The following is a 17366-nucleotide window of genomic DNA, read 5'->3' on the forward strand; positions in this document are numbered from 1 at the left end:
GCGTGTGCTGCTGACGATCACGACCACCGCGAGGCCCGCCACCGATCTCGGCTTTCTCCTGCACAAGCATCCCGAGCGTGTGCAGGAGTTCGGCCAGTCGTTCGGCACGGCCACGGTGTTCTACTCCGAGGCCGGCGACGAGCGCTGCACGGCGGCGCTCATGCTCGAGGTCGACCCGATCGCGCTGGTCAGGTCGCGCGGCAAGGGCTCGCCCGACTTCAGCCTGTCGCAGTACGTCAACGACCGCCCCTATGCTGCCTCCTCGCTGCTGGCCGTGGCGCTGGCCGACGTGTTCCGCACCGCGCGGGCCGGACGGTGCAGGGCCAGGCCCGAGCTGCCGGGCACGCCGCTGCCGCTGGAGCTGCGGCTGCCCGCGCTGCCCTGCCGGGGCGGGCCCGACCTGGCGCGGCGGCTGTTCGAGCCGCTCGGCTGGGAGGCGGCCGCGCAGCCGATCGTGCTCGACGACGGCTTCCCTGAGTGGGGGGAGTCGCGCTACGTCCGGCTCACCCTGAGCGGGGCCGCCCGTCTGGCCGACGCGCTCAACCACCTGTACGTGTTGCTGCCGGTGCTCGACGACGGCAAGCACTACTGGATCGCGCCCGACGAGGTCGACAAGCTCATCAGGGCCGGGGAGGGATGGCTGCACGGCCACCCGGAGCGCGGCCTGATCACCCGGCGCTACCTGGGGCGGCGCTCGAAGCTGGCCCGCACCGCGCTGGCGCGCCTGGCCGAGCTGGGCGACGAGACCGAGGAGCAGCTGGAGCCCGCGGTCGAGGAGGACGCACCCGCCGACGTGACCGCCACCGACGAGGCCGCCGACGCCCACGCCGCCGAAGCCCAGGACGGCGAAGCCCTGGACGCTGGAGTTCGCGACGGTGCCGGCGGTGGCGCGCCCAAGGGCAGGCCGCTCAGCGCGCGGCGGCGCGAGGCCGTGCTCGACAAGCTGGAACAGCTCGGCGCGGCCAGCGTGATCGACCTCGGGTGCGGCCAGGGTGAGCTGGTCGGCGCGCTGCTGGCCAGGCCCCGGTTCGCCAGGGTCGGCGGCATGGACGTCTCGCCGATGGCCCTCACCATCGCCGCCCGCAAGCTGCGGCTCGACCGCATGCCCGACAGCAGGCGCGCCCGGCTCACCCTGTTCCAGGGCGCGCTCACGTACACGGACAAGCGGCTGTCCGGCTACGACGCCGCCGTCCTCATGGAGGTGATCGAGCACGTCGACCCGCCCCGGCTGGCGGCACTCGAACGTGTCGTGTTCGCCCGTGCCAGACCCGGGCACGTGCTCGTCACCACGCCCAACATCGAGCACAACGTCCGCTACGAGTTCCTGACCGGGCTGCGCCACCCCGACCACCGTTTCGAGTGGACCCGCGCCGAGTTCGCCGCCTGGGCCACCCGGGTGGCAGGGGAGTACGGCTACCAGGTGGCGTTCGAACCGGTCGGCGACGACGACCCGGAGGTCGGCCCGCCCACCCAGATGGGAGTGTTCACCCGTGATCAGCGTTCCTGAGCTCTCCCTCGTGGTGCTCGTCGGCGTCTCGGGCAGCGGCAAGTCCACGTTCGCGGCCCGGCACTTCGGGCCCACCCAGGTCATCTCGTCCGACTTCTGCCGCGGCCTGGTCTCCGACGACGAGAACGACCAGTCGGCCACCCCGGCGGCGTTCGACCTGCTGCACCACATCGTCGGCGTGCGCCTGGCCAGGGGGCTGCTCACCGTCGTCGACGCCACCAACGTCCAGTACGCCGCCCGCAAGAGCCTCATCGAGCTGGCCAGGAAGCACGACGTGCTGGCCGACGCGATCGTGCTCGACGTGCCGGAGGAGGTGGCGATCGAGCGCAACGCCGTCCGCCCCGATCGCGACTTCGGCCCCGGCGTGGTGATCCGGCAGCGCAAGGACCTGCGACGTTCGCTCGGCAAGATCTCGCGCGACGGCTTCAGGAAGGTCCACGTGCTGCGGGGCCTCGACGAGATCGACGCCGCCACGATCGGCTACGAGAAGGCGTGGTCCGACAAGACGCAGCTGACCGGGCCGTTCGACATCATCGGCGACGTCCACGGCTGCCGCTCGGAGCTGGAGACCCTGCTGCTGGAGCTCGGCTGGCGGCGCGGTCCTCAGGGGTTCACGCACCCCGGGGGCCGCACCGCGGTGCTCGTCGGCGACCTGGTGGACCGCGGGCCCGACACGCCGGGCGTGCTGCGCCTGGTCATGGACATGGTCGAGGCCGGCACCGCGATCTGCGTGATGGGCAATCACGAGCAGAAGCTGGTGCGCGCGCTCAACGGGCGCAAGGTCAAGGTCGCGCACGGCCTGCAGGAGTCGCTCGACCAGCTCGCCGCGCAGTCGCCCGAGTTCACCGAGCGCGCCAGGACGTTCATGGACGGCCTGCTCAGCCACTACCGCCTCGACGCCGGCCGGCTCGTCGTCGCGCACGCGGGACTGAAGGAGGCCTACCACGGCCGTGCCTCGGGCCGGGTGCGCGCGTTCGCCCTGTACGGCGACACGACCGGCGAGACCGACGAGTACGGCCTGCCGGTCCGCTACCCGTGGGCCGACGAATACCGGGGCCGGGCCACGGTCGTCTACGGCCACACGCCCACGGTCGCCCCCGAGTGGGTGAACAACACGATCTGCCTCGACACCGGCTGCGTGTTCGGCGGTCACCTGACCGCGCTGCGCTACCCGGAGCGCGAGATCGTCCAGGTCCCGGCGGAGAAGGTCTGGTACGAGCCGGCCAAGCCGCTCGGCGCCGCCCGGGTGCGCGATCCCGGCATGCTCGACATCAACGACGTGATCGGCACCCGGCACGTCGAGACCAGGTTCGGCACCCGGGTCAAGATCATGGAGGAGAACGCGGCCGCCGCGCTGGAGATCATGAGCCGGTTCGCGGTCGATCCGCGCTGGCTGGTCTACCTGCCGCCCACCATGGCGCCGCCGGAGACCTCCACGCTCGACGGCTACCTGGAGCACCCGCACGAGGCGTTCGAGGAGTTCGCCGCCGCCGGGGTGCGCGAGGTCGTGTGCGAGGAGAAGCACATGGGTTCGCGGGCCGTCGCCGTGCTGGCCAGGACGCCGGACGTGGCCGCGGCCCGGTTCGGGGTGGGCGACGGCAGCGCGGGCGCGGTGTTCACGCGCACCGGGCGGCCGTTCTTCGCCGACACCGCGCCCCTGGTGACACGGCTGCGCGAGGCCTGCGAGCCGCTCTGGGCGGAGCTGGGCTCCGACTGGGTGGTGCTCGACTGCGAGCTGCTGCCCTGGTCGGCGAAGGCGGGCGAGCTGATCAGGTCGCAGTACGCCTCCGTCGGCGCGGCCGCCCGCGCCGCGCTGCCCGAGGCGATCGCGGCCCTGGAGGCGGCGGCCGGTCGCGGGCTGGACGTCGGCGATCTGCTCGACCGCACCCGGCGCCGCTCCGGCAACGCCGCCCTGTTCCGCGACGCGTACGCGCGTTACTGCTGGCCCGTCGACGGGCTGGAGGGCATCCGGGTGGCGCCGTTCCAGATCCTGGCCTGCGAGGGGAGGGCCACGGCGCTGGAGCCGCACGCCTGGCACCTGTCCACGCTGGGGCTGCTCGATTCCCCGCTGATCGCCAGGACCGAGCACGTCTTCGTGACGCTCGGCTCGCCCGAGTCCAGGGCCGGGGCCACCGCCTGGTGGGAGTCGATGACGGCGGCGGGCGGCGAGGGCATGGTGGTCAAGCCGGCCGGCTACGCGCCGGGCCGCGTGCAGCCGGGGGTCAAGGTGCGGGGACGCGAATACCTGCGGATCATCTACGGCCCCGACTACACCGAGTCGCTCGACGTGCTGCGCAGGCGGTTCCTCGGCAAGAAGCGCTCGCTGGCGTTGCGCGAGTACGCGCTGGGGCTGGAGGCGCTGTCGCGGCTGGCCGGAGGCGAGCCGGGATGGCGCGTCCACGAGCCGGTCTTCGCGGTGCTGGCCCTGGAGTCGGAGCCGGTCGACCCCCGCCTGTGATGGGCATACGTGCGTGATCCACGGGTAGTTCCCCCGGCCTGAGGGAAGGACCTGCATGGCTACTCGGCACACCCATCAAGAGCATCTGAGCCACGTCGTGTTCATCACGGCGGCGGCGGCCGTCGGCGGGTTTCTGTTCGGCTACGACAGCTCGGTCATCAACGGCGCGGTCGTGGGGATCAGGAACCACTTCCGCGTGGGGGCGTTCGAGATCGGGTTCGTGGTGGCGATCGCGTTGCTCGGCTCCGCCCTGGGCGCCTGGATGGGCGGCCGGCTGGCCGACCGGCTGGGGCGCACCCGGTCCATGCAGGTGGCGGCGGCGCTGTTCGCGGTCAGCTCGATCGGTCAGATGCTGCCGTTCGCCATCTGGGACCTGGGGTTCTGGCGGATCGTCGCGGGTTTCGCCATCGGCATGGCGTCGGTGCTCGGGCCCGCGTACATCGCCGAGGTCGCCCCGCCCGCCTACCGGGGCAGGCTGGGCTCCTTCCAGCAGCTGGCCATCGTGCTCGGCATCGCGCTCTCGCAGCTGGTCAACTACGTGATCGCCACCCTCGCCGGCGGCGACGTCAACAATCACCTGGGACCGCTGCAGGCCTGGCAGTGGATGCTCGGGGCGTGTGTCCTGCCCGCCCTGCTCTACCTGCTGTTCGCTCTGGTCATCCCCGAGTCCCCGCGTTACCTGATCATGGCGGGGCGGAGCAGTAAGGCGCGCGAGGTGCTGGCCGAGGTCGAGGGTGAGGACATCGACCTCGACGCACGGGTGGAGGAGATCCAGCACGTGCTGCGCACCGAGGAGGTGCCGGGGCTGAAGGATCTGCGCGGGCCCGCGCTGGGGCTGCTCCCGATCGTCTGGGTCGGCATCGTCCTCTCGGCCTTCCAGCAACTCGTCGGCATCAACGTGATCTTCTACTACTCCTCCGTGTTGTGGCAGTCGGTCGGCATCAACCAGGCCGACTCGCTGCTGATCAGCTTCTCCAGCTCGATCATCAACATCATCGGCACGTTCATCGCCATCTCGCTGGTCGACAAGATCGGCCGACGGCCGCTGCTCATGATCGGGTCGGCCGGGATGGCGATCTCGCTGGCCACCGCGGCGTGGGCGTTCAGCGCGGCGCGGATGGTGGAGGGGACGGTGTCCCTGCCCAACCCGCAAGGGGCGATCGCGCTCGTGGCGGCGAACGTGTTCGTGCTGTTCTTCGCGCTGTCCTGGGGCGTGGTGGTCTGGGTGCTGCTCGGCGAGATGTTCCCCAACCGCATCCGGGCCGCCGCCCTGGGCGTCGCCGCCGGGGCGCAGTGGATCGCCAACTGGCTGATCACGGTGTCGTTCCCGGCGCTGTCGGCGTGGAACCTGCCGCTCACGTACGCCGCGTACGCGTTCTTCGCCGTCCTTTCCTTCCTGTTCGTCGCCAAGTGGGTCAGGGAGACCAAGGGGCGCAAGCTCGAGGAGATGGGCTGAGACGGCCGGCAGGGCCAGGGCGCGAGGCCGGAGCCGTCGCGACCCTGGCCGTCATCGCCCGGGTCCCCGGCAGGGGATCACTTCGTGACGAAGTCCTGGGTCCAGTAGATCCGGCCCTGGCCGTCCTTCTTCGCGCCGACACCGATGAGGTTGTAGCGGCAGTTCATGATGTTGGCCCGGTGACCTGAGCTGTTCATCCAGGCCCGCACCACGGACGCGGCGGAGGGCTGGCCCCAGGCGACGTTCTCCCCCCATGCCCTGAACCCGGTGAGGCCGGCCGCCTCGATGCGCTGCCGGAGGTCAGGACGGCCGGGGAGTTTGTGCGCCATCTTGTTCTGCGCCGCCATGTCGGAGGAATGGCCGAAGGCGGCCGCGCGCAGTTCCGGGTCGTGCTTGAGTGGCCCGCAGCCGCCCTTGGCGCGTTCGGCGTTGGTCAGCTTGACGACCTCGTTCTCCGCGGTCGTGCCCACGGAGCCGGAGGACGGGGGTGGTGTCGACGGCGTGGGAGCGGCGTCGTCGCCTGGGGCGCACGTCAGCTTGGCGGCCTTGGACTTGACGGTGTGGCCGCGGTAGTCGGTGGCGAACGCGTAATAGGTGCCCGGCCGACAGTTGATCTTCAGGGTGATGCGGCTGTTCCTGGTCGCGCCGCTCTTGACGACCGGATCTCGGCCCGGCACGGCGCGCTTGATGCGGATGCGCATCAGCGCGGGGCCGAAGCAGCCGCGGCGGACGGCGAATGACGTGATCTTCTGTGCCTCGTCGTTGAGCCGGGGCTTGGCCACGCTCACCCGGCACGCGGCCTCGGATGCGGTGGCGGCCTGCGCCGTGCCGAGCGGCGCGCCCAGCGCCGCCACGGTCACGAGACCGGCGAGTAGCCCAAGGGGTCTACGCATAAGGGTGTGCCTCCAGTTGCGATAGACGCTGGATGGGACCGCATTCTGTCGGGAAAGCTATCGATTTGTCATCGAATCGCGATAAATACGGGTCAACCAGAGTGACTCCAGAGGCGACGGCCGCGATCAAGCGGAGCGCCCGCTGTCTCCCGTGCCGGGCCGCCGGTTGAACCGGTTAGGCCATACCCGCCCGTGTGGCCACTTCATGCCTCGCCGCGTGCAGGTCCGCAGTGAGAGCGTTTGCGGGCCCACGTCTCGAAAGCGTCACGACCCTTGACGTAAGTGTCACCAGGAATTTACGTTCGCGGTACTTATCCGGTTCAGCAGGCCGTTTGCCGGCCTGCGACTACTGAAGAAGTGATCGCTCACCGGCCAGCGGGCGGGAGAGTGCCCGCAGTGCTGATGGGAGCGCTCCCAAGCGGGGTGCGGGCGCGTTCGTAGCCGCTCATCGGGGTTGTCTAGCAGACGTGCGAACCTTCGCGCCTGGCGCGGAGGAAGGAGAGAAGAGATGCGTATCCGGGCTCGGATCCTCATCCCGGTCGTGGCGGCGGGTCTGCTGGCCACGGCCTGCACCGGCGGCGGATCCACGCCGAACCCGCCGGCCTCACAGGCGCAGGGCCAGTCCGGCGCCGCCAGCGCCGACCCCAACCAGCTGCCGCGCAACGAGACCCTCTACACCACCGGCACCCAGTGGGGCCCGCCGCTCAACTACAACCCCATCCGCGAGTGGGACTCCGCCGTGGGCACCAAGGGCCTGGTGTACGAGACGCTGTTCCACTACGACACCAACGCGGCCAAGCTCGTCCCGTGGCTGGCCGCGAGCGGCTCGTGGACCGATGACACCACCTACGAGCTCAAGCTCCGCCAGGGCGTCAAGTGGTCCGACGGCCAGCCGTTCACCGCCAAGGACGTCGTCTACACCTTCGAGCTCGGCAAGATGGAGACGATCCCGTACCACAACCTCTGGAACTGGCTGGAGAAGGTCGAGGCGACCGACGACCAGACCGTGACGTTCACCTTCTCCAAGGCGAACTACCAGGAGTGGGACTACATGCTCTACAACCGGTCGATCGTCCCCGAGCACGTCTGGAAGGACCGCTCGGAGAAGGAGGTGCTCGACGGGACCAACGACAACCCGGTCGCCACGGGCGCGTACTCGTTCATGAGCAAGGACCAGGACCGCGTGGTCCTGCAGCGGCGTGACGACTGGTGGGGCAAGACGGCGCTCAACATGGAGCCCAAGCCGCGCTACATCGTCGACATCGCCACGCCGAGCAACGAGGTCGCGATGGGCATGCTGCTGCAGAAGGGCCTCGACCGCAGCAACAACTTCCTGCCCGGCGTGGCCAACCTGGTGCAGGGCAACTTCGGCCTGACCACCTACTACAAAGAGCCGCCGTACATGTTGTCGGCCAACACCGCCTGGCTGGTGCCCAACACCACGAAGAAGCCGATGGACGACCCCGCCTTCCGCAAGGCGCTGGCCTCGTCGATCGACGTCAAGAAGATCGTCGAGAGTGTGTACGGCAACCTCGTCAAGGCATCGAGCCCCACCGGCCTGCTCCCGCAGTGGGACACGTTCGTGGACCAGAACGTGGTGTCCGCGTCCGGTTTCACCTTCGACACGGGCAAGGCGAAGAAGCTGCTGGCCGACGCCGGCTACAAGGACGGCGACGGCGACGGGTTCGTGGAGAACAAGGACGGCTCCAAGATCAGCCTGACGCTCATCGTGCCGTCGGGCTGGACCGACTGGATGGAGTCGGCCCGGTCGATCGCGACCAGCGCCAAGGCCGCCGGCATCCAGGTCACGGCCGACTTCCCCGACTTCAACGCTCTGGTGGAGAAGCGCACCGAGGGCGACTTCGACCTGCTCATCAACAATGAGCGCCAGCTGTCCAACTCGCCGTACACCTACTACGAGTACATGTTCCAGCTGCCGGTCAGGAAGCAGCAGAACACGGTCAACTTCGCCCGCTACGAGAACGAGAAGGCCTGGGACCTCGTGCAGCAGCTCGACCAGGTCAGGACCGACGACACCGCCGGCATGCAGAAGATCATCTCGCAGCTCCAGCAGATCCACTTCGACGACATGCCGATCATCCCGCTCTGGTACAACGGTCTGTGGGCGCAGCACAGCACCAGCACGTGGAAGAACTGGCCGGCCGCGGAGGGCGGCGCACCCAAGACCGGCGCCGTCATGTGGCGTAACTGGTTCGAACTGGGCGGCTTCGAGACGCTCACCCAGCTCCAGCCCGCCGGCTCCTGACCTCTGACCGTCACCCCTCCGCCCCGCGCGGCCCGGGCCGCCAGGGGCGGAGGGCCCTTTCGGAGAACACGCGTGCGTCGTTACTTCAGCAGGAAACTGCTCATCTACGGATTGACCTTCTTTGTCGCCGTCACGGTCAACTGGCTGATCCCGCGCTTCATGCCGGGCGATCCGGTGGCCGGCATGGTGGCGCGGGCGAACGTCGCCCAGCCCGAGGCCGTCGAGGCGATGCGGGCCTACTACAACGACCTCTTCGGCTTCGACCAGCCGCTCTGGCAGCAGTACCTGAACTTCTGGGGCGCGATGTTCCGGGGCGACTTCGGGATCAGCATCTGGCTGTTCCCGACCCCGGTCAGCACCGTGATCAACGGGGCGGTGCCGTACACGCTGGGCCTGATCATCCCGTCGGTGCTGCTGAGCTGGGTGGTGGGCAACCGGTTCGGCGCCTACGCCGCCCGCCGCAAGCTGCTCGACAACACCGTGCTGCCCGTCGGCTACGTGCTGACCGCCATGCCGTACATGTGGCTGGCCGTGTTGCTGGCCTGGGCGCTCGGCGTGATCACCGGCCTCTTCCCCGTCGCGGGCGGCTACAGCTTCTCGATGCGGCCCAACTGGTCGTGGACGTTCGTGCTGGACCTGCTGCACCACTGGACGCTGCCGTTCCTGTCGTTGTTCCTGGTGGCGCTGGGCGGCTGGGCGATCGGCATGCGCAACATGATCATCTATGAGCTGGAATCCGACTACTCCAACTACCTGTCAGCGCTCGGCGCGCCCGCCCGGCTCATCCGCAGGTACGCCTTCCGCAACGCCGTCCTGCCCCAGATCACCGGTCTGGCCTTGCAACTGGGCGTGCTCGTGGCGGGAGCGCTCGTCACCGAGATCGTCTTCGCCTACCCGGGCCTTGGCAGCCTGATCCTCAAGGCGATCCAGAACCAGGACTTCTTCCTGCTCCAGGGCACGTTCCTGTTCATCGTGCTCGGAGTGCTGATCGCCAACTTCATCATCGACATCGTCTATGTCGTGGTCGATCCGCGGACCAGGGCGGGAATGGCGGGTGCGCAGGCATGACGACTCTCCAGGAGACCGAGCCGCGCGAGCAGGAGGGGGTGCGCCGCGAGGCGCTCCACTTCGCCGTGCGCAACGGCAAGCTGATGGCCGGGTTCGGCATCGTGGTCGTGCTGCTCGTGCTGGGCCTGGCCGGGCCGCTGCTGGTCAGCGGCACACCCAACGAGTACGGCACCCGCCCCATCAGCCCGCCGTCGGCCGAGCACTGGCTCGGCACCACCACGTTCGGCCAGGACATCTTCCTGCAGTTCGTGCACGGCCTGCGCGCCACCTTCCTCGTGGGCGTCATCGGCGGCGGCATCGCGGCGGTCATCGGCATGCTCGTGGGATTCGTGGCCGGCTACCGGGGCGGCGCGGTCGACGAGGTGCTCAACATGCTGACCAACGTCATCCTGGTCATCCCCACGCTGGCCGTGCTGCTGATCATCAACGCCTACCTGGGCATCCGGAGCGTGGCCGTGCAGGGCCTGTTCATCGGCCTGACGCAGTGGCCGTGGGCGGCGCGGGCGATCAGGGCGCAGACGTTCTCGCTGCGTACCCGGGAGTTCGTGGACCTGGCGCGGATGAGCGGATCGGGCACCTGGCGCATCATCTCCAGGGAGATCGCGCCGAACATGAGCTCCTACCTGTTCATGACGTTCATCCTGCTGTTCGGCGGCGCAATCCTCATCGCCTCCTCGCTCGACTTCATCGGCCTCGGCCCGACCGAGGGCGTCTCGCTCGGCCTGATGTTGCAGAACGCCAACCAGTGGAGCGCGCTCCAGCTCGGCATGTGGTGGTGGTTCGTGCCGCCGGGAGCCGGCATCACGGCGATCGTGGGCGCCCTGTACGTCGCCAACGTCGGGCTTGACGAGGTCTTCAACCCGAAACTGAGGGAGACATGAGTCTGCAGGTCAGCGAGCTGAGGGTGTACTACAGGACGCTCAAGGGCGAGGTGCGCGCGCTCGACGGCATGACCTTCGAGCTCGGCGACGGCGAGATCCTCGGCCTGGTCGGCGAGTCCGGCTGCGGCAAGAGCACCCTGGGCAAGAGCCTCATCCGCATGGACGGCCGCATGCGCCACGTCGCCGGCACGGTCGTGCTCGACGGCCAGGAGCTGCCGATCGGCGACGACCGCGCGATGAACGACTTCCGCTTCCGGGAGGTCTCCCTCATCCCGCAGTACGCCATGAGCGCGCTCAACCCGACCCGCAAGCTGCGCAGAATGATCACCGAACTGCTCAAGTCCAGGGGCTCGGCGGTGGACACCGCCGAGCTGGAGCGCCGGATGGACCAGGTCGGCCTGTCCCGCGACATGCTCGACCGCTACCCGATCGAGCTGTCGGGGGGCATGAAGCAGCGCATGGTGATGGTGATCTCGACGTTGCTCGACCCGTCGCTGCTGATCGCCGACGAGGTCACCTCGGCGCTCGACGTCTCCACGCAGAAGGCCGTCGCCCGCGCCCTGCTGGGTTTCCGCGAGAGCCGCTACGTCAAGAGCATGATCTTCGTCACGCACGACATCGCGCTCACCCACCACATCGCCGACACGATCATGGTCATGTATGCGGGCAGGCTCGCCGAGAAGGCGCCGGCCGACGTGATCGTCAAGGCGCCCCGCCACCCGTACACGAAGCTGCTGCTCGACTCCCTGCCCGAGGTCGGCGTGCGGTACGCCGACCGCCGGCTCGAGGGCATCCCCGGAAGCCCGCCCTCGCTGCTCGACCCGCCCGCCGGCTGCCGCTTCCGCGCCCGCTGCCCGATCGCGGGAGACGAGTGCGCGCAGGACCCGCCGGTGGCCGAGCTCGCCCCCGACCACCACGTCGCTTGCTGGAAGGCCTGATGCTCAGACTCGACGACGTCACCAAGGAATTCAAGATCGGCGCCTTCGGCGGCAAGAGCGTCACGGCCGTGCGGAAGGTGAGCTTCGAGGTCGTCCCCGGCGAGGTCGTCTCGCTGATCGGGGAGAGCGGCAGCGGCAAGAGCACGATCGGCCGGATGATCCTCGGCCTGAACCCCGTCACCCGCGGCTCGATCACTTTCGACGGACGGCCCGTCCGGGCGGGCAAGGAGTACTACCGCCACATCCAGGGCATCTTCCAGGACCCGTTCAGCTCGTTCAACCCGGTGTTCAAGGCCGACCGCGTGTACAACATGATCAAAGAGGCGTACTACCCGGCCGTCCCGGAGGCCGAGTGGGCGGAGCGCGTCGAGGCGGCGCTGAGCGACGTCCGGCTCAACCCCGGCCAGGTGCTCGGCAAGTACCCCCACCAGCTCAGCGGCGGTCAGCTGCAGCGCCTGCTCATCGCCCGCGCGCTGCTGCTCGACATCAAGCTGCTGGTCGCCGACGAGATCACCAGCATGCTCGACGCCTCCACCCGCATCGACGTGCTCAACCTGCTGGCCGAGCTGAAGGCCAGAGGGCTGGGCGTGCTCTACATCACGCACGACCTGTCGCTCGGCACCTACCTCGCCGAGCGCACCGTGGTGCTGCGCCGGGGGAGCGTGGTGGAGATGGGGCTGACCGGCCGCGTCTTCGGGGACCCGCTGCACCCGTACACGCGCGAGCTGCTGTCGGCCGTGCCGCGCCTGAACCAGGCCTGGGACGACGCCACGGCCGTGGACTCCTGCGTCTACCACGAGTGCGGCGCCTCCGGCGCCCTGATCGAGGCCGAGCCGGGGCACTTCGTGGCGTGCGCCCGGCTGGACACCTGCCCCTAGGAGAAGCCTGTGACTTCGTACCGTCCGCTGCACGACGGCTGGACCCTGACGGCCGTCCCGGGGGAACCGGCGGACGTGCCCGCCCCTGTCACGGAGACCGTGGCCGGCACAGGGGCCGGCACAGCGGCTGGCACCGTGGCGGCGACCGTGCCCGGGTGCGTGCACACCGACCTGCTCGCCGCCGGTCTCATCGACGACCCCTACCTCGACGACAACGAGCGGCGGCTGACCTGGATCGGCCGTACGGCCTGGGTCTACCGGACCTCCTTCGCCTGGTCGCCGGACGAGCACGAGCGCACCGACCTGGTGTGCGAGGGCCTCGACACGGTCGCCACCGTCGAGCTCAACGGGGTGCGGCTGGGCGCCACGGCCAACGAGCACCGCTCCTACCGCTTCCCGGTGCGCCACCTGCTGCGCGCCGGCGAGAACACCCTCACCGTCCGCTTCGGCTCGGCCTACGACTACGCCGAGGAGCGCAGGGCGGCGCTCGGCGCGCGGCCCGCCTCGTACGCGGAGCCGTACCCGTTCATCAGGAAGGCCGCCTGCAACTTCGGCTGGGACTGGGGGCCGACCGTGGTCACCGCCGGGATCAGCCGCCCGATCGGGCTGGAGAGCTGGAGCGGCGCCCGCCTTGCCGAGGTGCGCCCGATCGCGCACGCCGACGGCCGCGTGGAGGTGCACGTACGGGTCGAGCGGGTCACCGAAGCGCCGGTCACCGTGACCGCCGAGGTCGCGGGGGTGACCGCCGCGCAGCAGGTCGGCGGGCGCGCGGCCGTGCTCGCGCTGCGGGTGCCCGACCCCGTGCCGTGGTGGCCCCGGGGGTACGGCGAGCAGCCCCTCTACGACCTGACCGTGCGCCTCGGGGCGCAGGAGTGGCGCGGCCGGATCGGCTTCCGCTCGGTCGAGCTGGACCGGGAGGCGTTCAGGCTCCGGGTGAACGGGGTGCCGGTCTTCGTCAAGGGCGTCAACTGGATCCCCGACGACTGCTTCGCCACCCGGATCACCCGGGAGCGGCTGGCCGAGCGGTTCGGCCAGGCCACCGCCGCCGGGGTCAACCTGCTGCGGGTCTGGGGCGGCGGCAGATACGAGAGCGACGCCTTCTACGACCTGGCAGACGAGCTGGGCCTGCTCGTCTGGCAGGACTTCCCGTTCGCCTGCGCCGCCTACCCGGAGGAGGAGCCGTTCCGCTCCGAGGTCGAGGCCGAGGCCAGGCAGAACGTCGCCAGGCTCACCCCGCACCCGAGCCTGGTGCTGTGGTGCGGCAACAACGAGAACCTGGAGGGCCACGCCGACTGGGGCTGGCAGGAGGAGCTGGAGGGCCGCAGCTGGGGCGCGGGGTTCTACTACGACCTGCTGCCGTCGATCGTGGCCGAGCTGGACCCGGCACGCCCGTACTGGCCGGGCAGCCCCTACTCCGGCGCTCCCGGCCTGCCCCCGAACGACCCGGCCGGCGGCACGATCCACATCTGGGACGTGTGGAACCGCGAGGACTACACCCGCTACGCCGCCTACCGGCCCCGCTTCGTGGCCGAGTTCGGCTTCCAGGGGCCGCCGGCGTACGCCACCCTGCGCCGCGCCTCCTCCGACGAGCCGCTGACGCCGGACTCCTCGCACCAGAAGGCCGTCGACGGGCAGGGCAAGCTGCTGCGCGGGCTGGGCGAGCACCTGCCGGCGCCGGAGACGTTCGACGACTGGCACTACCTGACCCAGCTCAACCAGGCGCGGGCCGTGGCGTTCGGGATCGAGCGCTTCCGCGCCCTCATGCCGTACTGCATGGGGACCATCGTCTGGCAGCTCAACGACTGCTGGCCGGTCACGTCCTGGTCGGCGGTCGACGGCGACGGGCGGCTCAAACCGCTCTGGTACGCGCTGCGCCGCGCCTACGCAGACCGGCTGCTCAGCGTCCAGGACGGGGCGCTGGCCGTGGTGAACGACACCGGCGAGCCGTGGTCCGGGGAGCTGCGCTTCGTCCGGCGGAGCCTGACCGGCGAGCCGCTGGCCGGGGAGGTCGTGCCGGTGCGGGCGGCGCCGAGGTCGGTGCTCAGGGTGGCGTTGCCGGGCTCTGTCGCGACCCCCGGCGACCCGGCGCGCGAGCTGTTCACGGCCGAGCTGGACACGGTCCGCACGGTCGGCTGCTACGCCGAGGACACCGCCGTGGCGTTCCCCGAGGCCGCCTTCGACGCCCGCGCCGAACGCGTGCCCGGGGGTTACCGGGTGACCGTCACCGCCGGAAGCGTGCTGCGCGAGCTGGCGCTCTTCCCCGACAGGCTCGATCCCGGCGCGGTCGTGGACGACCAGCTCGTCACGGTCCTGCCGGGGGAGAGCGTGGTCTTCCACGTCACCACGGAACGGGAGCTGGACACCGGCGCGCTGACCCGCTTCCCCGTGCTGCGCTGTGTCAACGAGCCCGCACCGGCCGCCATGCCTCAGTGCTCGTTGCCGGCCCGCAGCCAGGCGATGTAGTCGGCGGCGGCGCGCTCGGTGTCGTAGGCGGGCTGATAGCCGGTGTCCTTCTGGAGACGGGTGATGTCGAGGTAGTCCTGCCGGCCGGTCCCGCCGGCGGGCAGGTCGATCCTGGCGTCGGGGGCGACCTTCTTGATGGCGGCGATGACCTCGGCGTTGGACGTCGCGCGGCCGGACGCGACGTTGTAGGTGCGGTGGTCGAGCCGGTCTGCCAGCTGGAGGAGTGCGATGGCCCGGCCCGTGTCCTTCACGTAGCACAAGTCGATCGAGTCTTCCGCGTGCGGGGGCGCGGCGAGAGCCGACAGGTTGGGCTCGGTTCCGCGGGCGGCGGCATGGACGAGCTCGGGGGCGGCGAAGAACAGCGCGCCGTGGGGGTCGCGCGGTCCCCAGGTGGCCGAGACGCGGTAGTTGACGACGTCGACGCCGGTGGCGCCGGCCAGGTGCTCGCTGAGGAGCTCACCGATCTTCTTGAAGGTCGGGATCAGGTGCGGCGACGTCATGGGCAGGGGCATGTCTTCACGGAGTGCTCCGGTCAAGCCGGAGTAGACGCCGATCGTGCTGGCGACGCCCACACGTTTCACCCCCCAGTCCTGGGCGGCTTGCATGACGTTGAGCAGGCCGCCCAGCGCCTTCCGCGTGGCGTCGACGGGCTGATCGGAGCTGGGGGGCCAGGGCATGGACCCCGCGAGGTGCACGATGCCGGTGATCGTGTGGCGTTCGCCGACGTCGAGCAGGGCCGGCAGGTCCGTGATGTCGGCCTGCTCCACCGCCACCTGTGCGCCGGCGAGGGAGGCCGGCGCCTCGGCCTTCCTGCGCTGGACCAGCACGCATTCCTCGCCCATGTCGAGGAGCGCCTGGACGGTGTGGGACCCGATGAAACCAAGACCGCCGGTGACCAGAATCATGCCGAAACTCCCGTCTGGACTGTGTCCGTGGCCGCCGCTGCTCTGTGCGGTGGTGGCGGGTGAACACCTCGCTGCGGCGTGCTCCGCACAAAACGGAGCGTTGTTCCGATACGATACGGAGCGGTGTTCCGTTTGTCAACGGCGCGCACAGGAGAGGCGCGTTGTGCCGCGGCGGCTCAGCCGGGGAGAGGGGAGGGCACCTGTGTGCGGCCTCCCTTGATGCCCGAAGACCTGCCCTGACCGCCGGCCGGCAGGTGGCGATCGGGCGCGGGCCGGTCAGCGGCGGTCGTGGAACCGGCGGCGCACCACGCTGACGACCACGGCCGCGACCCACACCACGAGCAGCACCTTGAAGACGCCGAACCCGCCGAAGAACAGCCCGAGCATCATGGCCACGAACAACAGGGGCACGATCGGGTGCGGGCCGCGGTGCCGCCGCCATGGGTGGTGACCCCAGTGGTGGCGCATGTCGCGGTGCGCGCGGCGCATCTCCTGCATCTGCTGTCGATGTGCGTGCATCGCCGCCCGCCAGTCGCCCATGTCGGGCTGCGGCGTCGGCGTGTGGTAACCGGGGCCGGGGAGGTCGGCCGTGATGCTCACCAGGTCGCGGGCTGTCTTGGCGGCCAGCGTCCGGTCGAGGCGCTCTTCGAGCTCCTCGTGGGTCAGGCGGCCCTGGGCGAAGTGCTCGCGCAGGGCGGCCATCGTCTGCTCGCGCTCGGCGTCGCCGATGCGGAGATCGTTGCGGTCCACGTGCGGCTCCTCGATCTCTCCGAACCGGCCATCGCGTGCGCCGGCCATCAGGGTGGTCATTCCTCGCCCGGCTCGTCGTCGGCCAGGACCTGGTACAGCTTGCGCCGGGTCTCCACTAGAGTCTTACGCGCTTCGCGGATCTGCGCGTCGCTGCCGGTCTGCAGAATCTGCATCATGGCGAAGGCCGACTGCCGAGCGATATGCCAGAGATCGGCGGTGTTGTCGTCGATGTCCGGGCGCATCTCGTCCCATGGGGCCCTGACCTCGTCGGCGTGCGTCTCGACGTACGCGCTGCCTTCCTCGGTGAGACGGTAGGCCTTGCGGCCCTCGTGCTCCTCCGAGATCACCAGGCCCTCGTCGGTGAGCTGCTGCAACGCCGGATAGACGGCGCCGGGGCTGGGCTTCCAGCCGCCCTCGCTGCGCTCGGCGATCTCCTGGATGATCTGATAGCCGTTGCGCGGCTCCTCGGAGAGCAGGGCCAGGATCGCGGCGCGCACGTCGCCCCGCTTGGCCTTGCGGCCTCTGCCGCCCCAGCCGCGGTGTCCGCCGCCCCATGGGCCGCCGGGGCCGCCGGGACCGCCCCATGGGCCGCGCCCGAAGTCGAACGGGAATCCGGGTCCGCCTCTCCTGCTGCGGTGGCGGTGCTCGTGCGGGCCGCCGCGATGGTGGTGGTGGCCGCCCATCTGCTCGAAAGCGTCGGTCATGGCCCTGAACGCCTCACGGGCCGCCCGCTTGTATTCGCGCGCGCCGGGCCAGGGACCGCCCGCTGCCTGTGCTGAACTCATCTTTCCCCCTATATCGCGATCTGTTCTCGATGCGTCAAAGATATATCGATGAAATGTCGTTTCGCAAGTCACGAAAAGGTGTGATCCAGATCACGAAAAAGTTGCGGAATCTGGGAAC

13 protein-coding genes are annotated in these 17366 nt (G+C 70.0%); 9 read left to right on the plus strand and 4 right to left on the minus strand.

What is annotated here, in order from left to right:
* Positions 1-4 precede the first annotated feature (4 nt).
* The 3 genes from E1294_RS32480 to E1294_RS32490 are packed head-to-tail and all read left to right on the plus strand — an operon-like array spanning position 5 to position 5421.
* Entirely contained in the window at positions 5-1507 is a 1503-nt protein-coding gene (locus E1294_RS32480; protein WP_132514788.1) for a 3' terminal RNA ribose 2'-O-methyltransferase Hen1, read from the plus strand.
* Positions 1491-3965: a polynucleotide kinase-phosphatase gene (locus tag E1294_RS32485; protein ID WP_132514789.1), complete on the plus strand. Its 2475-nt coding sequence runs from the start codon at positions 1491-1493 to the stop codon at positions 3963-3965. Before E1294_RS32480 ends, E1294_RS32485 begins: the two co-directional genes overlap by 17 nt.
* 55 nt (positions 3966-4020) lie before the next feature.
* The gene (locus E1294_RS32490) at positions 4021-5421 is read left to right on the plus strand and encodes a sugar porter family MFS transporter (protein ID WP_132514790.1); all 1401 of its coding nucleotides are present in this window, start codon (positions 4021-4023) and stop codon (positions 5419-5421) included.
* 77 nt (positions 5422-5498) lie between these two features.
* On the opposite strand, the gene E1294_RS32495 is transcribed toward E1294_RS32490, so the two are convergent.
* On the minus strand, positions 5499-6314 hold the full coding sequence (locus E1294_RS32495) for a CAP domain-containing protein (protein WP_132514791.1): 816 nt from the start codon (positions 6312-6314) through the stop codon (positions 5499-5501).
* A 508-nt stretch (positions 6315-6822) separates the two neighbouring features.
* On the opposite strand from E1294_RS32495, the gene E1294_RS32500 reads away from it, so the two are divergent.
* The 6 genes from E1294_RS32500 (at position 6823) to E1294_RS32525 (ending at position 14808) form a co-directional block, all read left to right on the plus strand.
* On the plus strand, positions 6823-8580 hold the full coding sequence (locus E1294_RS32500; RefSeq protein WP_132514792.1) for an ABC transporter substrate-binding protein: 1758 nt from the start codon (positions 6823-6825) through the stop codon (positions 8578-8580).
* 72 nt (positions 8581-8652) lie between these two features.
* Entirely contained in the window at positions 8653-9648 is a 996-nt protein-coding gene (locus E1294_RS32505; protein WP_132514793.1) for an ABC transporter permease, read from the plus strand.
* Complete coding sequence (locus tag E1294_RS32510) at positions 9645-10529, plus strand: ABC transporter permease (RefSeq protein ID WP_132514794.1); 885 nt, start codon at positions 9645-9647, stop codon at positions 10527-10529. Before E1294_RS32505 ends, E1294_RS32510 begins: the two co-directional genes overlap by 4 nt.
* A complete protein-coding gene (locus E1294_RS32515; RefSeq protein ID WP_132514795.1) occupies positions 10526-11467 on the plus strand; it encodes an ABC transporter ATP-binding protein in 942 nt (313 codons plus the stop codon). Before E1294_RS32510 ends, E1294_RS32515 begins: the two co-directional genes overlap by 4 nt.
* Entirely contained in the window at positions 11467-12345 is an 879-nt protein-coding gene (locus E1294_RS32520) for an ATP-binding cassette domain-containing protein (protein ID WP_132514796.1), read from the plus strand. Before E1294_RS32515 ends, E1294_RS32520 begins: the two co-directional genes overlap by 1 nt.
* A gap of 9 nt (positions 12346-12354) precedes the next feature.
* Positions 12355-14808, plus strand: a complete 2454-nt coding sequence (locus E1294_RS32525; RefSeq protein WP_132514797.1) for a glycoside hydrolase family 2 protein — start codon at positions 12355-12357, stop codon at positions 14806-14808.
* Here E1294_RS32525 and E1294_RS32530 read toward each other — a convergent pair.
* The 3 genes from E1294_RS32530 to E1294_RS32540 form a co-directional block, all read right to left on the minus strand.
* Positions 14772-15713, minus strand: coding sequence for an NAD-dependent epimerase/dehydratase family protein (locus E1294_RS32530; protein WP_132514798.1), 942 nt, complete (start codon positions 15711-15713; stop codon positions 14772-14774). The two genes, E1294_RS32525 and E1294_RS32530, sit on opposite strands and share 37 nt — an antisense overlap.
* Before the next feature lie 276 nt (positions 15714-15989).
* Entirely contained in the window at positions 15990-16463 is a 474-nt protein-coding gene (locus E1294_RS32535; RefSeq protein ID WP_165977588.1) for a DUF1707 SHOCT-like domain-containing protein, read from the minus strand.
* Between the two features lie 56 nt (positions 16464-16519).
* Complete coding sequence (locus tag E1294_RS32540; protein WP_132514800.1) at positions 16520-17248, minus strand: PadR family transcriptional regulator; 729 nt, start codon at positions 17246-17248, stop codon at positions 16520-16522.
* Positions 17249-17366: the final 118 nt, after the last annotated feature.

Source organism: Nonomuraea diastatica (genome assembly GCF_004349015.1).
Lineage (GTDB): Bacteria > Actinomycetota > Actinomycetes > Streptosporangiales > Streptosporangiaceae > Nonomuraea > Nonomuraea diastatica.

Coding starts and splice junctions, on each gene's coding strand:
- E1294_RS32510 (WP_132514794.1), top strand. CDS start 9,645: ATGACGACTCTCCAGGAGACCGAGCCGCGCGAGCAGGAGGGGGTGCGC.
- E1294_RS32515 (WP_132514795.1), top strand. CDS start 10,526: ATGAGTCTGCAGGTCAGCGAGCTGAGGGTGTACTACAGGACGCTCAAG.
- E1294_RS32490 (WP_132514790.1), top strand. CDS start 4,021: ATGGCTACTCGGCACACCCATCAAGAGCATCTGAGCCACGTCGTGTTC.
- E1294_RS32500 (WP_132514792.1), top strand. CDS start 6,823: ATGCGTATCCGGGCTCGGATCCTCATCCCGGTCGTGGCGGCGGGTCTG.
- E1294_RS32495 (WP_132514791.1), bottom strand. CDS start 6,314: ATGCGTAGACCCCTTGGGCTACTCGCCGGTCTCGTGACCGTGGCGGCG.
- E1294_RS32530 (WP_132514798.1), bottom strand. CDS start 15,713: ATGATTCTGGTCACCGGCGGTCTTGGTTTCATCGGGTCCCACACCGTC.
- E1294_RS32540 (WP_132514800.1), bottom strand. CDS start 17,248: ATGAGTTCAGCACAGGCAGCGGGCGGTCCCTGGCCCGGCGCGCGCGAA.
- E1294_RS32520 (WP_132514796.1), top strand. CDS start 11,467: ATGCTCAGACTCGACGACGTCACCAAGGAATTCAAGATCGGCGCCTTC.